General features: G+C 61.8%; 11 protein-coding genes and 1 tRNA gene. 4 read left to right on the top strand and 8 right to left on the bottom strand.

Annotated elements, in window-relative coordinates; translation table 11 throughout:
* Positions 1 to 106 precede the first annotated feature (106 nt).
* Positions 107 to 183: transfer RNA gene (locus BN1115_RS10970), tRNA-Met, on the bottom strand.
* 196 nt (positions 184 to 379) lie between these two features.
* Here BN1115_RS10970 and glgX point away from each other — a divergent pair.
* Entirely contained in the window at positions 380 to 2443 is a 2064-nt protein-coding gene (glgX, locus tag BN1115_RS10965) for a glycogen debranching protein GlgX (protein ID WP_042657192.1), read from the top strand.
* A gap of 122 nt (positions 2444 to 2565) precedes the next feature.
* Here the strand turns inward: glgX and BN1115_RS10960 are convergent, their stop codons facing one another.
* The 3 genes from BN1115_RS10960 to BN1115_RS10950 all read right to left on the bottom strand — a co-directional run bounded on the left by BN1115_RS10960 (position 2566) and on the right by BN1115_RS10950 (position 6261).
* The gene (locus BN1115_RS10960; protein WP_042657191.1) at positions 2566 to 3285 is read right to left on the bottom strand and encodes a hypothetical protein; all 720 of its coding nucleotides are present in this window, start codon (positions 3283 to 3285) and stop codon (positions 2566 to 2568) included.
* Between the two features lie 197 nt (positions 3286 to 3482).
* Positions 3483 to 5120, bottom strand: coding sequence for an ATP-dependent endonuclease (locus BN1115_RS10955; RefSeq protein WP_042657190.1), 1638 nt, complete (start codon positions 5118 to 5120; stop codon positions 3483 to 3485).
* A 262-nt stretch (positions 5121 to 5382) separates the two neighbouring features.
* Complete coding sequence (locus BN1115_RS10950; protein WP_042657189.1) at positions 5383 to 6261, bottom strand: helix-turn-helix domain-containing protein; 879 nt, start codon at positions 6259 to 6261, stop codon at positions 5383 to 5385.
* A 175-nt stretch (positions 6262 to 6436) separates the two neighbouring features.
* Here BN1115_RS10950 and BN1115_RS10945 point away from each other — a divergent pair, with 175 nt between their 5' ends.
* Both BN1115_RS10945 and BN1115_RS10940 read left to right on the top strand, forming a co-directional pair.
* The gene (locus BN1115_RS10945; protein ID WP_042657188.1) at positions 6437 to 7354 is read left to right on the top strand and encodes a DMT family transporter; all 918 of its coding nucleotides are present in this window, start codon (positions 6437 to 6439) and stop codon (positions 7352 to 7354) included.
* A gap of 60 nt (positions 7355 to 7414) precedes the next feature.
* A complete protein-coding gene (locus BN1115_RS10940) occupies positions 7415 to 8281 on the top strand; it encodes a LysR family transcriptional regulator (RefSeq protein WP_042657187.1) in 867 nt (288 codons plus the stop codon).
* Between the two features lie 75 nt (positions 8282 to 8356).
* Here BN1115_RS10940 and BN1115_RS10935 read toward each other — a convergent pair whose 3' ends face one another.
* From BN1115_RS10935 to BN1115_RS10920, 4 genes are all read right to left on the bottom strand, one after another.
* Complete coding sequence (locus BN1115_RS10935) at positions 8357 to 9133, bottom strand: TSUP family transporter (RefSeq protein WP_042657186.1); 777 nt, start codon at positions 9131 to 9133, stop codon at positions 8357 to 8359.
* A gap of 203 nt (positions 9134 to 9336) precedes the next feature.
* Positions 9337 to 10092, bottom strand: a complete 756-nt coding sequence (locus BN1115_RS10930) for a tRNA-uridine aminocarboxypropyltransferase (RefSeq protein WP_042657185.1) — start codon at positions 10090 to 10092, stop codon at positions 9337 to 9339.
* 174 nt (positions 10093 to 10266) lie between these two features.
* Entirely contained in the window at positions 10267 to 11478 is a 1212-nt protein-coding gene (locus BN1115_RS10925) for an ROK family transcriptional regulator (protein WP_042060762.1), read from the bottom strand.
* 130 nt (positions 11479 to 11608) lie between these two features.
* Entirely contained in the window at positions 11609 to 13276 is a 1668-nt protein-coding gene (locus tag BN1115_RS10920; RefSeq protein WP_042657184.1) for a methyl-accepting chemotaxis protein, read from the bottom strand.
* A gap of 123 nt (positions 13277 to 13399) precedes the next feature.
* Between BN1115_RS10920 and BN1115_RS10915 the strand changes: the two genes are divergently transcribed.
* Entirely contained in the window at positions 13400 to 13855 is a 456-nt protein-coding gene (locus BN1115_RS10915) for a YchJ family protein (protein ID WP_082034834.1), read from the top strand.
* Positions 13856 to 13861: the final 6 nt, after the last annotated feature.

The raw sequence follows: 13861 nt of genomic DNA, 5'->3' as shown, positions 1-13861 counted from the left end.
CTCCACCCCGCGTCCGAATTTTTCTCGAAGTGGCCGAGCAGTAGCCAGTTCGATTTTTCCTTTTCTGCCAACCTATTACAGCGGTTTGACAGGTCAGGTTCTCAGATGGTTGCGGGGGCCAGATTTGAACTGACGACCTTCGGGTTATGAGCCCGACGAGCTACCGAGCTGCTCCACCCCGCGTCTGAGGTCGCCAATAATAGGCGCCAGCGCACAGATTGCAAGTAAATATCTCAAAAAAAGTTTATTCGTAGATTAATCGGACAAAGAGTGCGGTCATTAGCAGCATCATGCTGTTTTTTCAGGCAATCGAGTCCTTGCAGGGCATCCGGCACTACACTCAATAAGCTGAACTCTCCTCATTTTGGGTAGGTAAAATATGCGCATCTCCGCCGGTCACTGCCGTCAGTTGGGGGCCACACCCGACAGCCACGGCGTCAACTTCGCGATCTGGGCCCGCTTGGCCAGCCGGGTGGAACTGCTGCTCTTCGCCAGCGCCGAGGACAGCACGCCAGAGGTGATCCCGCTCTCGCCCCGTTTCAACCGCACCGCCTACTACTGGCATATCCATATTGAGGGGCTACCTGTCGGTCAACGCTATGCCTATCGCATTCAGGGCCCGTGGCGCCCTTACTGCGGCACCCGCTTCGATGCCGACAAGGTGCTGCTCGATCCCTATGGTCGCAGCATCGAGCTGGGCGCCAACTACGACCGCTGGGCGGCGGCCCGGCCCGGCAGCAATCTGGCCTGCTGCGCCAAGAATCGGGTGGTCGATACCCGTCACTACAACTGGGAAGGGGACAAGCTGCCCGCCCACTCTCTCTCCCGCTCGGTGATCTACGAGCTGCATCTGGGGGGGTTTACCAAATCCCCCAGCTCCGGGGTTGATCCGGCGCTGCGCGGCACCTATCTCGGACTTATCGAGAAGATCCCCTATCTGCAATCTCTCGGCGTCACCGCCGTCGAGCTGCTGCCGGTGTTCCAGTTCGATCCCCAGGATGCGCCAAAGGGGCTCTCCAACTACTGGGGTTACAGCCCCATGTCCTTTTTCGCCCCGCACGCGCAATACGCCTGCGGCGATGATCCTCTCACCGAGTTTCGCGACATGGTCAAGGCGCTGCACCGCGCCAATATCGAGGTGATCCTGGATGTGGTCTACAACCACACCGCCGAGGGGGGTGATGATGGTCCTGTCTTCTCGTTCCGCGGCATCGATAACGAGGCCTACTACATCCTCGACAACAACCAGAAAGACACCAACTATTCGGGCTGCGGCAACACTTTCAACGGCGCCCATCCGGTGGTACTGCGGATGATCATGGACAGCCTCCACTTCTGGCGTCAGGAGATGCACGTCGATGGCTTCCGGTTCGATCTGGCCGCCATCCTGTCGCGAGACGAATCGGGCCAGCCGCAGGCCAATGCGCCCACCCTGCGCACCATAGATACCGATCCCAACATCGCCGACATCAAGCTGATTGCTGAAGCCTGGGATGCGGGGGGACTCTATCAGGTGGGGTCGCTTGCCGGCGCCCGCTGGCGTGAGTGGAACGGCCAGTTCCGGGATGATGTGCGCCGCTTCCTGCGCGGCGATGACAACAGCGTCACCACCTTTGTCGAGCGGCTATGCGGCAGCCCGGATATTTACCACTATCACCACGCCGATCCCGAGAAGAGCATCAACTTCGTCACCTGCCACGACGGCTTTACCCTGTGGGACTGGGCCAGTTACAACGGCAAGCACAACGAGGCCAACGGGGAGGAGAACCGCGACGGTTGCGATCACAACTTCAGCTGGAACCACGGCCATGAAGGGATGACGGAGGATCCCCAGATCAACACCCTGCGGATGCGGCAGGCCAAGAACATGATGGTGGCGACCCTGCTCTCGGTGGGATCCCCCATGCTGCTGATGGGAGACGAGCTGCTGCGCACCCAGCGGGGCAACAACAACGGTTACTGTCAGGATAACGCTACCTGCTGGATGAACTGGCTACCCAACGCCCGCGGTCAGGAGATGTTCCGCTTCATGAAGGAGCTGATCCAGTACCGCAAACACCTGTTCCAGCGCCCGGAGCAGGAGAGCATGCCGCTGTCGCTCACCGAGATCCTGCGCCACAGCGAGATCTGCTGGCACGGGGTCAACGCCGGGCAACCGGATTTCAGCCCCCACTCCCACGCCATCGCCATGTCGGCGCTGTCGAGCGAAACCAAGCTGGCACTCTATGTGCTATTCAACGCCTACTGGGAGCCGCTCACCTTCAATCTGCCGAGCCCGCCCAAGGGGGTTGGCGGCTACTGGCGACGGATCCTCGATACTGCCCTCCCCTCGCCGCAAGATATCTGCACCTTCGGCATGCCGCTGGAGGGGTTGACCCGTGAGTATCTCGCCCAGCCGCGCAGCAGTTGCCTCTTTATCTGTGGGGCCGACGACTTCTATTGATAGATAACTGCGGCTTGATTGCTGCTAATGGATTGCTGTTAAGTGATGGCTGCAATACCTGCAAGCCAGATAAGCAAAAGCCCCGAGCGTTGGCTCGGGGCTTTCTCTTTTCGGCGCAGGTATCAGACCAGCTGGTGCAACACGCTGGTGGCGGCAATCTGGGCGATCAGCAGGCCACACAGGGAGGTGGAGACCACCACAGGCGCGGTATCACGCTGCAAGTAGAGCGGGCTGAACCAGAGCAGCAGGGAGGCCACCAGCAGGGCAGCCTGGGTAACCACCGCCGGGATCAGCGCATCGAGATTGGCCTCGTCCCCTTGCCAGCCCACCAGCACCGCCAGCCAGATAAGACTGGCCATCGCCCCCACCAGACCGGCTAGCGGCAACAAGGTGTTGAATGCCTTGAGGCGATGACGGGCCCGCAGCAGCATCAGGTGGGCAAAGGCCGCCCCCAGCATCGCCATCTGCAGCAGACCGCTCACCCAGCCCTGCAGTTGCAGCAGCCCGAAGCCATAGACAGCGAGCGGCAACGCCGGTAGCCAGAGCAGCGTTGAGGGGACGGAACGCTTGCCCTCCAGCCGTGACTGGGCCAGCGACAAGCCGACCCCGAGCACCAGTGCTACACCACCACTCCAGATCTGCCAGCTAGCCGCCTTGGCTTCCACCGCCAGCATCAAGGAGAGCGCGGTAATAACCCAGATGGAGAAGAGCTGCTGACTGATGCGCGAGCGCTGGCCGGGGCAGATATCACCGCGCCACAGCACGATACCGAGGGCGATCAGGGCGCCAAGCGCCATCAATCCGGTGAGGGGAAAGAGCCAAAAAGGGAGTTGGACGAACACGACGCCTCCAGCAGTAAAGATTCGAGGTGCGCCACCGGGGCGCCAGAGAGGGGCGAGTATACCCAAACCGGCGGCTATCCCCAATCGCGACAAACGATCAAGGGCAAACAATCCGGGGCAATTTCCGCCAGCAGGGCCCACCTTGAAGGGCGCCCTGCTGGCAGCCATGCCCATAGTGCCGGGATGCGGCGCCGGCTTCAGCCCTGACCGCGGGCCAGCGCCACCACCCGGGCAAACATCTGGCGGATCACCGGCGGAATATGCTCGGCGCCGAGCCGCTCCGCCTCTTCCACTACCGCCAGCGCCATCCCCGGCTTGCTGCGGTGATGAATAGCCTTGTTGATGATGTGGCTGGCACTCCACATGGCGCGCCCACCCACCCCGGCCTCGCGGCGAAACACCGCTTCAAAACCATTGTGATAGAGGTAGTGCTCGATGTCGGCGGCAGGCAGCTGAGTCAGTCGGTCCCGCTCCCGCTCGCCCTTGAGCTGGCCACGGGCCGAGGCGGCATACTTGAGCCCCGCCTCGTCGCCATCGGTCAGCAGGTGCCACTCGATGCCAAAATCGCGCGCCACCTTGATGAGTGGCGACTGGCCGCACTGGGCAAACTCGATGATCCGTACCCCTTCGGCCCGCAGACTGTAACCGCAGATCTGGGCCAGCTCGGAGAGCAGCCAGATCTCGGTCTCCCCCTCCACCAGCAGCCAGCAGCGGGCAAACAGCGACATGGGACGGTTGATCCGCACGTGGAAGGCGATCTTGCGCAGATCGTCACTGCTGTAACGCTCGCCGCCCAACTGGTGACAGAGGATATCCTGCTGACGGCGCACCAGCCGCCGCACCTGATTGAGCGGCAGGGAAGAGAGCAGATCTCCCGAGTTGGTGGTGAGCAGCTTCTGGCCCGGCAGTTGTTCGAGCAGCCCCCACGCCAGCGCCAGCATGGTCGGGTGCAGCCGGCTCTCCGGGTCCTCCAGGATCATGATGGGGCGAGCCCCCTCCTCAAGCTCGCGGTTACCCCGCGCCTGCAACAGGGTGGCCGCCATCCCCGCCATCGCCAGTTGCAGCGCACGGTTGTCGGCGCGGCGCAGCAGGGTATGCAGGTTGCCCGGATTGCGCAGGGTCATGGGGCGATTGATGATGTCGCGCTGACTGCGCGGCTTGTTCTTGATGGGGGCCAATGCGTTGAAGTAGTGATCCATCAGCTGGCGCACCGCCTGCAACGCCTCTTTGAGCTCCGGCTCGCCGATGCGCTGGGGTTCGTCGATCAGCTTGTCCGCCAGCTCGCTCAGGCGATGTTCGGAGAGATCTCCCCACTGCAGGGTCTCCACCCCGTTGCGGGCACTGCGGGCATCGCGCAGCCGGAACACCGGGTTCATGGTGATCAGCATGGAGACCAGCTCATGAGCATTGGCAATGGGCAGGCTCTTGCCCACCCCGTCGAGAAAGTCGTGCATGGTGAGCACAGAACCATCCGCCTGCAGCTCGGCACTGGCGCGATAGTGAATGCGGTGGAATTTGTCCTTGTGCAGCACCCAGGAGGGGCTGAGACGAGCCAAGCGACGGGAGTGCTGGCACATCTGGGGTCTGTGCTCACTGAAGGTGAGCACCAGTTGCAGGTGGCGCGCCGGCGCCAGTTCAGGATCTTCCGGTTGGTGAAAATCCTCGGCGGTGAACTGATAGGGCTCGGCATTTTGCCCCAGCAGGCACCAGAGGGCGCGCAGCAGGCTCGATTTACCCCAGGTGTTCTCGCCGATCAGCACTGTGGTGTGATCCAGCCCGAGCGACAGGCGATTTATGCCGCGAAAACCTTTGACTTCAATACGTTCCAGAAACATCCGGCCATGTCCACATCATTGTGATGGGGCAATAGTGGCAAAATTACCGGAAAAATCCTATCGCAGGCGGGGGGATTTCAACGTGAACTGTGAGGCACTGCAGGTTCGGGAGGGGTAACAACAGCGGTGCGATCTTGCGGAGCATTCCAGTGGCTAAACCAGAGGTGACGGGTACGAGTTTGACGTTTGCGATAATTCAATGGGCATTCCTTTCAATGGATAAGTGGTAGAGAGTACACCTCTTTTGCCCAAAGTCTCAGGGTTATCTGTGACAGGAAGATGACAATTGCACCCGCCACTGTCCCGGCGTCAAACCAAACGCCTCGCGAAAACGGTTACCAAAATGGGCCTGGGAAGAGAAACCGCACTGACTGGCGATGCTGGCCAGTGGCTCCGGGCCTGCCAGCAGCTGCTTGGCCCGCTTGAGCCGCAGTCCCAGCAGATAGCGGTGAGGCGGGCAGCCGAGACTCTGGCCGAACATGCGGGCGAAGTGGTACTCGCTCAGCCCCGCCTGCTGCGCCAGCTCTGCCAGCGTGACCGAGTCGGCCAGATGGGCCTGCAGATACTCCTGCACCCGCTTGATCACCACGGGCGCCAGCCCGCCGCGTAGAGGCGGCAAACCGGGAGCTTCCTCGGTGTGGTGACGATAGGCGTGGAGGATCAACATCCAGGCACCGTGGGAGAGCGCCAGCCGATCGACCCCGTGCTGCCACTCCAGCTGCATCAGCTGACGCTGTACCAACCCGGCCGCCTGCGGATCGTCGATAAAGGTCTTGTCCACCAGTTGCAGGTGACGCCCCTCCTTGTCACACACCTCCTCGGCGATACGGGTGAGGTGAGCCGGGGTGAAGTAGAGATGAAAGAAGCGAAACTCTTCGCGCACCAGCCACTCGGATCTGTGGTGATCCGGCATGATGCACACCTTGCCGGTGCCGCCGTGGCCACCCGGCCCATCGAGTCGCTCGGTCTGCTCGCCCCCCTGCAGATAAACGCTCAGGGTGTGGTGGCCCGGCTTGTGATAGCGGGTCTGGTCATAGCAGTTACGCCAGCTGGCCACCCCGAGCCCGGGTTCGAGCCAGCAGGCGTCCTCCAGCCGGGCGCCGGTGCTGACCAGTGCATCAAATACCCCTGCTGTTTTCATTCGCCCCTGCCACCTGTTCCGGTTATTTGCGCGGCTCTCCCGCCTGCCATCCATCTTACCGACCGTGCCCGCAGATGACAGCGCAGGACGATGAAAAACCGCAAGATGGTGCAATCCAGCCATCAGGACTCCCCCCATAGTGGGTCATCTCTCTCCCTGACTCACCGGAACTGTGATGAACCTGATGCTCTATCTTGCCACCGTGCTTATCTGGGGCAGCACCTGGATTGCTATCGCCTGGCAACTTGGCCCCATCCCCATCGAGGTGTCGGTGCTCTACCGCTTCCTGCTGGCGGCAGTGGCACTGTTTGCCCTGCTCACCGCCAGCGGCCGCTTTCCACGCCTGCCGTGGCACGGCCAGCGTTACGCCGCGCTGCTTGGCGCCCTGCTCTTTTCCACTAACTTTCTCTGCTTCTACCACGCCACCCGCTATATCCCGAGCGGCATGTCGGCGGTGATCTTCGCCAGTGCCAGCATCTTCAACGGCCTCAACCTCTGGCTGTTCGAGCGCAAGCGCCCCACCCTGCGCTGGCTGCAAGGCTCCCTGCTGGGGCTCCTGGGCACCCTGCTGCTGTTCTGGCCGGTGCTGGCGGATGCGCAACTGGGTGCAAACGGCTGGAAGGGGCTGCTGCTCGCCTGCGGCGGCACCCTCTGCTTTTCGCTAGGCAATCTGGTCTCGGCCCGGGGCCAGCGCCACGGCTATCACGTACTGCAACTGGTGCCCTGGGGCATGGTTTACGGCGTGGTGCTGTTGCTGGGCTGGGTCACATTGCTCGGCCAGCAACTGGTGGTGCCGACCGATGGCCACTATCTGGCGGCCATGGTCTATCTCGCCCTGTTTGGCTCGGTGATCGCCTTTACCGCCTACCTGACGCTGGTAGGGCGCATCGGTGCCAGCAAGGCCTCCTACGCCACAGTGCTCTTTCCGTTGGTGGCGCTCACTCTCTCCACCTTCTATGAAGGCTTTGTCTGGCAGCCGGTCTCGGTGGCCGGGGTGGTGGTGAGCCTCATTGGCAATCTGGTGATCTTCGCACCGCCCTTAAGCGAGTGGCGCATTCGACCGGCCAAGGCGGCAAACGACACTTGCTCCTGAGCCAGTCAGCCCCTAAGGTAGCGCCATTCGATAGGCATGATGGCGACACGAGGGGGCGAGATGTTACTGGAAGGGCTGGAGACGCTGAGCCTGCTGGCGAGCGAAGGGACCATGGCCAAGGTGGCCAGTCGCCTTTACATCAGCCAGTCGGCGGTAAGCAAGCGGATTGCCCAGCTGGAGCTGCGCCTTGGCAAGAAGCTGATCGAGCCGGAGGGGCGCCAGATCCGGCTCACCCCGCAGGCAAAGGAGTTGCTGGAGCGGGTGGCACCGAGTCTGGCCGAAATGAAGGGGGTGCTGGCAGATAGCCAGGATCTGGCTGATCACAGCCCGCTCCCCATCGCCTGCTCCGAAACCCTGCTGGCGGGCTACCTCGCCCACTTTATGCGCGACTATCTGGGCCGCGATCCCCATCTTGCCCTCTCTACCCACCACACCCCGGTGATTCTGGCGCGGGTGCGCAGCGGTGATGCCCTGCTCGGCATCTGCGCCGGTCGCCTCCCGCCCGGCCATGGCCTCGGCGCCGATCTGCTAATGGAAGAGCCCTTCTATCTGGTGGGCGAGGCGCAGCAGAGCCTGCCGCCAGCCAGCACAGGGAGCCAGCGCAAGATCCTCGCAATGGATCTGGATAACCCCTCCAACCGCTACCTACGCGAACCGCTGGCTGAGATAGGGCTGGAGCCCGCCATGGAGCTCGACTCCTATCTGGCGCTCATCGAGCTCGCCAAGGCGGGCATTGGCCCGGTGCTGCTGCCCGCTGGCCTGCTGGCGCTGGTGGGAGAACAGGGGGAGATGGCCCGTCCACTGCCCGGACTGGGCCGTCCCCTCCATCTGGTCTACCGACAGAGCAGCCTCAAGCGCGAGCGGATTGCCCAGCTGGTCAGCGCCCTGCACCAACACTTTCGCCACTGCAGCGACACGCCGCGCTAACTGTGTAAACCCACCAGATGTTTACGGGGCCCAAGGGCCCCGTAAACATCCAATTTGTTGCCCACTCCCCGCGGTTCAGATCCAGGCAAACAGCTCCGGATACTGGCTCCAGACCAGCTTGGCAGACATCAGCAACGAGACGGTCACCAGCAGCGGCTTGATCAGCTTCACCCCTTGCTTTAACACCATCTTGGAGCCGAAACGGGCGCCGATAAACTGCCCCAGCGCCATGCAAAAACCGACACTCCACACCACCTTGCCACCGAGGGCAAAGAACAGCAGGGAGGCGATGTTGGAGGTGAAGTTGAGCAACTTGGTGTGAGCGGTGGCATGCGCCATGCCAAAGCCCGCCAACGCCACGAAACCGATGGCAAAAAACGAGCCAGTGCCCGGCCCGAAGAAGCCGTCATAGAAGCCGACACCGCCCCCCACCAGCAGCGCAAACAGCATGGGGGTGAGACGGCGGGAGCTCTCAGCATCGCTCACCCGCGGCGAGAAGTAGAAGTAGCAGGCAAAGGCCATCAGCAGGAAAGGGAGCAGGCGCTCGAGAATGGCAGCGTCTATGGTCTGTACCGCCAGCGTGCCAATGGCCGCACCAATAAAGGTGCAGATCACCGCAGGCCAGATCATGGCCCACTCCAGCAACCCCTTGCGGGCATAGAACCAGGTGGCGGAGAAGGAGCCGAAACTGCTCTGCAGCTTGTTGGTGCCGAGCACCAGCGCGGGCGGCATGCCGGTGGCAAGCAGGGCTGGCACCGTCAGCAGGCCGCCGCCACCGGCGATGGCATCGATAAAGCCGGCGACAAGCGCCACACCGAACAGGGCAAACAGGGTAACCAGTTCCAATTCCATCCATAGACCTCACGAGAGTGGGTTGCCCGAAGGGGTTGGGCAACCGGAGATAACCAAAACGGGGTTGTGCAGGGGCTGCACAGGCTGTCCGCTATCCTAGCGGGCCACCGTCGATGAATCTAACGAAACAGTGGCAGCCAATTGATTCCTGATTTTCATTGATGTGAGTTGCCACGCCCCTGCCCCAACCCTCAGAGGGCCAGTTAGCAAGCCGGTGAAGCGACGTTCGCTTCCTTGATGGCCGCCAGCGCCTCACACAGATGATCCTCATCGGCACCGGGGAAACGGCTGACCCGACCGGCCATGTAGCGGCTGCTGAACAAGTTGAACCAGTGCTGCAGTGCCTGCCCCGCCTTGAGCTCTCCCGCCACTTCCAGCACGCAGGCCGCCACCTCGGCGGTGCAGAGGTGCTCATCGCAGTTGGCCACTCGCATGCCGTAAGTGGAAAGCGCATCTGGCTTGATGGCGAGCACCGGAAATCCGTCGAGATAGGGGCTCTTGTTGAACATCTTGCGCGCCTCCGGCCAGGTGCCGTCGAGCAGGATAAAGAGCGGCTTCTTGCCCGGTGCCAGCGTCACCTCGCCGGTCAGGCGGGCAGGCTCCTTCTCGCAGGCGGGAAAGACCACATAGGGCTGCCAGGCGGGATCGGCCAGCAGGGCCAGCAACTCGGGATGGGGCTGGGTACGTGACCAGAGAAATGCCCAGGTGGTGTCCGGCAACACATCGGCGATGAGGCGACCAGTGTTGGAGGGCTTCATCGGCTCGCTGTCATACATCAGCAGGCAGAAACCGGCCTCGGCTTTGAGCTCGGGGCGCCACTCGCAGGCACACCAGTCCTCGCGCAGCTGACAGGCCGGACAGCGGACCAGGGTGCCGCCACGGGCAAGAAACGGTCGGGTAGAGATACTCTTGCGCCAGGCCCGCAGGCGGTTGACGGCGTGATCAGGAACAGGCTTCATCTAGGTTCACAACTGGAGTCAAAACAGGAACGGCAGCGGTGCCAACATGTCACGGTGCCACAGGACCCGATAACAGGGGCGCTGCCGGAAAAGCGCAAGATTGTACCGAGTTACGCGCTGGCGGAACAGCAATCCCTGCCCCTTTCGCCAGACACAGTGCCAAACTATCTTGCCTTACGACTCCTGACAGCTGCGCAGCAGCTCCAGCAACAGGCTGCCATCGCGCAGCGCCTTGTGCACCTGCACCGAGGTGGGCTTGGTGGGATCTTCGTAAAAGTGGGTGGATTCAATCTGCAGCCGCACTAGATATTCGGCGGGCAACTGGCTGGCCAGCGACTGGTGCAACATGGGGAACAGCAGCCGATCGGCACGGGTGATCTCGCCCCCCAGCAGCAGCTTGCCCGGATTGAGCAGGCAGATGAGGTTGGATAGCACCTTGGAGAGGCGGCCCGCCGCCTGATGGAGAATATCCTGACAGAGGCTGTTGCCCGCCAGCGCCAGCTCGCACAGCTCGCGGATGGTAACGCTCTCGGGCAAGTCGTGCTCCTGCATCCGCTCGCGTAGATCCCGGTATTGCGCCTCCAGCGCCTGATTGGTCACCAGGGTGCAGGCACAACCAAAACCGCCGCAGTAGCAGCGCTGGCCGTAAGGCTCGAGCTGCAGATGGCTGAGATCCCCGAGCAGCGCATTCTCGCTCTCGATGAGCTGGCCATTGACCACCATGCCGACCCCGATGTCGTTGTGGACAAACACCAGCACCGCATCGGCGCAATTCTTGGCAGCCCCCCACTCCCGCTCGGCCTGGATCCAGGTGCGCACGTCACCGCTCACCAGCACCGGCACGGCAAACGCCTGTTGCAGCGTGGGCCCCAGCGGCCAGTTGCGCAGATCGTAGAAGGGGAAGTGCTTGACCATGCCGGAGTGACGCTCCACCTGACCCGGCAGACAGAGGGCGATACAGGCCAGACTGAGGGACTTTTTCGGCAGAAACACCTTGATGGCGTGTACCAGACTGCCCAACAGATCGGCCCGCTCTTCTTCGGTAAATAGGTGACGCTGGCGAGCCAGCGAGCGACCGGAAAAGTCGAACAGCGCCATATCCACGTAGCCACGACCAAGACGCATGGAGAGAAACTGGAAGCGGCGCTCGTTGATGCGCAGCAGGGTCTGGCGACGGCCGCGCCCCACCGAACTTTCGCCACAGGTCACCACCAGACCGCCATCGAGCAGTTCACGGGTGATCTTGGTGATGCTGGCAGGAGATAGGCCGGTCAAGCGGGAGAGATCGGTACGTGACAGCTCCTTGTGCTCCTCCAGACTGGCGTACACCAGGCCGTAGTTGAGCTGCCGGATCAAGTCGATACTGCCTTTCACGATCTCATTCATAGGATATGGGTTAAGGGCTGACACAGGGGCCGCCAATTTTCACACATTATTGGGCAATCCCCAAATAAAGTGCGGCCTGAACCGGGGTTCAGACCGCATCTTGTGGTTGTCATCACGGACCCTGACAGGATCAATAACGGAACTGGGAGACCAGTTTGCGCAATTTGTCGCCGGTATTGGCCAGATCGCGAGTGGTGCTGTTGGATTCCACCGCCGCATCGGTCAGCTCGCTGACGATCTGCTGAATGGCTACCAGGTTCTTGTTGATCTCCTCGGAGACCGCGTGCTGCTCCTCGGCGGCGGTGGCGATCTGGATATTCATGTCGTTGATGGTACTGACCGCCGTCACCATGCTGTCGAGGGAGCTGGCGATGTGCCCCGCCTCCTGCACCGTCTCCTGACTGCGCTCTTCGCTCGCCTGCATCACATCCACCGCCTGCTTCACCCCGCCCTGCAGCCGCTGCAGCATCTCGTTGATCTCCTTGGTGCTCTGCTGGGTACGGCCAGCAAGGGAGCGCACTTCATCCGCTACCACCGCAAAGCCGCGCCCCTGTTCGCCGGCTCGGGCCGCCTCGATGGCGGCATTGAGCGCCAACAGGTTGGTCTGTTCGGCGATGCCACGAATGACCTCTACCACGGAGCCAATCTTGCCGGTCTCGTGGGCCAGCTGCTCGATAACGCCGGAGGCGGTATGCACTTCGCCCACCAGCCGGTTGATGCTGTTGATGGCGGTGCTGACCACACCGCGCGCCGCGTCAGACTCACGGGCCGCATCGCTGGTTGCGGTCGCGGCATTGGAGGCGCTGGCCGCCACCTCCTGCGCGGTGGAGCTCATCTCGGTCACCGCGGTCACCACCTGATCGGTCTCGCGGCTATGGCCCTGCATCTGATGATCGTAGTGTTCGCTCAGATTGTGCAGCTTCTCAACGGCGCTAAAGAGGTGATTGCTGGTCTCGCCCACCTGGCTCACCACCGACTGGATCCGCTCGACGAAGCGATTGAAGGCGCTGGCCAGTTGGCCAATCTCGTCCTGACTCTGCACCTTGAGGCGCTGGGTCAGATCCCCCTCCCCGTCGGCAATGTCATTGAGCGCCGACACCGCATCCGCCAGCGGTTTGGTCACCCGGTTACCCACGATCACCGTCACGACCAGGGTGATACCGAGGATCAGCAGGATCACCAGCACGCTGCTCTGCAGCGACGCATACATGTTGCTCTCGCGCTCTGCGCGCAGCGCGGCCAGATCGTTGTCGATATCATCGATATAGAAACCGGTCCCGATGACCCACTGATACTTGTCCAGCACCATGTTGAAGGCCAGCTTGGGGGCATCACGGCCGATGGAGGGTTTGGCCGTCCAGTACTCGGAGAAGCCATCCCCCTGACGGGCCACCTTGAGGATGTCCTGGATCAGCAACTTGCCCTTGGCATCCTTGTCGTTCCAGCGGTTTTTCCCCTCCAGCTCGGCACGGGTCGGCAGCAATACTGTGTTGCCCTCGAAGTCATAGACAAAGAAGTAGCCGTCACTGCTGTAACGCAGCGGCCTGAGCAACTCTTTGACCTTCTGACGATTTTCCGGTGAATCCGGCAGGGCATATACGGCATCGACGGCGGTTTTGGCCATCATGATGTAACTGCTGAGCAGCGCCTTGCGCTCCTTGATGGCATCTTCCCTCGCCACCACCAGCTCAGACTCCAGAGCGCTCTTGGAGACCATGTAGTTACTGAGATTGACCACCAGGGCCATCAGCAGCACGGGTACTGCACCCAGTAACAGGATTTTCTGTTTTAGCGTCATCTTTCACATCCTTGCAGCTGTTTTTATTGGAATTCCTAGCCTACTCATCAGTATAGGTGCTGGCAGGGCGAGCCCCCCTTTCGTTACAATTCCCTTAAACAAATCGGCCAGAATGTGAAAATCATGAATCTTTGTCCTTGCGGCTCAACCCTTTCTCTCGAATTGTGCTGTGGCTCACTTCACAGTGGCGCCGTGGCTGACACCCCGGAGCAGCTGATGCGCTCGCGCTACAGCGCCTTCGTGCTCGGGCTGGGGGAGTATCTGGTCCATAGCTGGCATCCGGCCCACCTCGGCGGCCTCACGGCGGCAGAGCTTTCCCAAACAGATACCCACTGGGATGGTCTCGAGATCATCGCCAGCCAGGGCGGCCCGCAGGATGAAACCGGGATGGTGGAGTTCAAAGCCTGGTTTCTGGAGGGGGATAAGCGCCACTGCCTGCATGAGCGCTCTCGCTTCGTGCGTTATCAGGGGCGCTGGGTCTACACCGAAGGGGAGATCGATCCCCTGCCGCTCAAAACCGGCCGCAACGATCCCTGCCCCTGTGGCAGCGGCAAAAAGCACAAGAAGTGCTGCGGCTGACTCGTC

This window comes from Aeromonas allosaccharophila (assembly GCF_000819685.1).
In the GTDB taxonomy this organism is placed as follows: Bacteria; Pseudomonadota; Gammaproteobacteria; order Enterobacterales; family Aeromonadaceae; genus Aeromonas; species Aeromonas allosaccharophila.
The sequence above is the reverse complement of the archived record's forward strand: the minus strand, read 5'-3'. Positions and strand labels throughout refer to the sequence as shown.